Origin of the sequence: Sporanaerobacter sp. PP17-6a (assembly GCF_900095615.1) — a bacterium.
GTDB lineage: Bacteria > Bacillota > Clostridia > Tissierellales > Acidilutibacteraceae > Acidilutibacter > Acidilutibacter cellobiosedens.
In genome coordinates this window covers 1-1,879 of sequence record NZ_FMIF01000041.1, presented here as the reverse complement: position 1 = coordinate 1,879, position 1,879 = coordinate 1, and the positions used below count along the sequence as shown (strand labels likewise).

1 protein-coding gene is annotated in these 1,879 nt (G+C 34.8%); it reads right to left on the bottom strand.

From position 1 onward, the window contains the following. Positions 1-280: 280 nt before the first annotated feature. Positions 281-1,723: a DDE-type integrase/transposase/recombinase gene (locus PP176A_RS14720; RefSeq protein ID WP_071141232.1), complete on the bottom strand. Its 1,443-nt coding sequence runs from the start codon at positions 1,721-1,723 to the stop codon at positions 281-283. Positions 1,724-1,879: the final 156 nt, after the last annotated feature.

The following is a 1,879-nucleotide window of genomic DNA, read 5'->3' as shown; positions in this document are numbered from 1 at the left end:
GATAGTGTAAAGTAGCTTATGAAAAAACAGGTCAAAAAAATTAGGCTCAAGTGAACCTAGAAAATCGCAAAAATATACTTTTACGTTAGTCGCCGCCACCCTTGACTGCATTACAAAACAATGCTGTTAAGTTTGCACCGACGGCGAAAAAACTCAAGAACAGAAAAGTTTCACCGTCTCGTTCACAGCATTGTAGCATTGTTTTTATATGCCATCAAGGGCAAGCCCTATCGGGTGGCTGATTTACCTCTGGCTCTTAAATCTAAGAACAGGATAAAGGCTAAGATGATCTGGTCTCTTGCATATTAAGAATGACTTTTTGACCAAGAAAAATTAAGATTTGCCATTTTCCAGGCATGTTATCAGCGCCCTTAAGCATATCAACTTCATTTAATGGACGTTTCCATCTATAAAGTTCATGAGAACGAAGAAAATTGTAGTAAGCAACCCAAAGATTTATACCATAATAAGCACCATCATCGGTGCCATAACCACAAGTAACACGATAAGAAGCTTTGAAGGTACGGTTGAGACGTTCAATTTTCTGTTTAAACGGGCGATATTCCTTAGTTACAGCATCATCATTGGTAAGCCCAATAACTTGAGTAATATCAAAATTCCAGTCCTTTTCAATTTTAAACTGTTGAGCAGCTAAAGGATACGCACTGTAACCATCAGCAATAAATTTTAAGGCCTTACCCGGGAATTCTTTGAATTTATCAAATGCCATTCTCATGGTAAGAATACAAGGACCGACATCACGACTAGTAGAAACTTGATAACCAAGAATTGAGCGAGAAACAGTATCCATAATGAGCCAAAGGTATCCCTTAAGACCTTTAATCTTAATATAGGTTTCATCGGCAGCCAAGTTGTTTGATGGATTGTAATCAAAGGTATCAACAAAAGGTTTAATTAATACAGAGGCAGTTCTTGCATAGTTTGCAACCATGGTATGAGAGATATTGATATTATGGATTTCACGCATGGCTTCAGCAGTTTTGCGAAGGGATAAACCAAGATTAACATGGTAAGTAAGACAAAGCCCCATAATATGTGCATTGTTCTTTTTAAACGTAAAACTTGTAGCCCAAGAAGGAAGCTGATTTAAATCCATAGAAAAGAAATCTAGCGTAAATTCACGATAGATGTAATGAAGTTTGTATTTATACTTTTCCTTAGGATCTAAATCTTTAGGAAGAAGTTTAAGGTTATTCTTGTAATATGAACACTTTTTATTGACACATTTATGAATAACAAAGTGTTTGCGGTCTTTAACAGCAACTAAGGTATGTCCACAATATGGGCATACAAGGACTAAAGGTGAAGTTACTTGTTCCCCTGTAATAAAGGTTTGACCGCAGATTTTGCATTGATATTGACCATTTCCACCATTGTTGTCATAAATATATTGATGAGGAGCACCACATAAAGGGCAGACAGTATCATCAGGAATGGTTTTTCCGTTGCGACGCTGAACTGGTTTTACAGGCTTTCCATACTTCCAAAGATAGTATTCAAGTAGAAAACTGTAATCCTGTTTAATGAACTTTTTAATTACGGGAAGCTTATCAATTTTAAATTTTTGATAAACTGGACTGCGAGAATCATCGAAAGCCCACTGTTTAATAGGTATATGCTTTGCGATAAATAAAGTTAATTCGTAAATTTGATTAAGTAAGTATTGATTATATATTAATAAATAAGTTATAATTGAAGACATAACAATGACACCTTTCTTTCTGTATATTTGTTGCGTCGTAACTTCAATTATATCAGAAATTATGGGGGTCATTGTTTTTTATTTTATAAGAACTATGTAACTCTTGATAATATAAGGTTTTAAATAAAAAAGGTGGAGTGTCTTATTGACACTACC

Coding starts and splice junctions, on each gene's coding strand:
- PP176A_RS14720 (WP_071141232.1), bottom strand. CDS start 1,723: ATGTCTTCAATTATAACTTATTTATTAATATATAATCAATACTTACTT.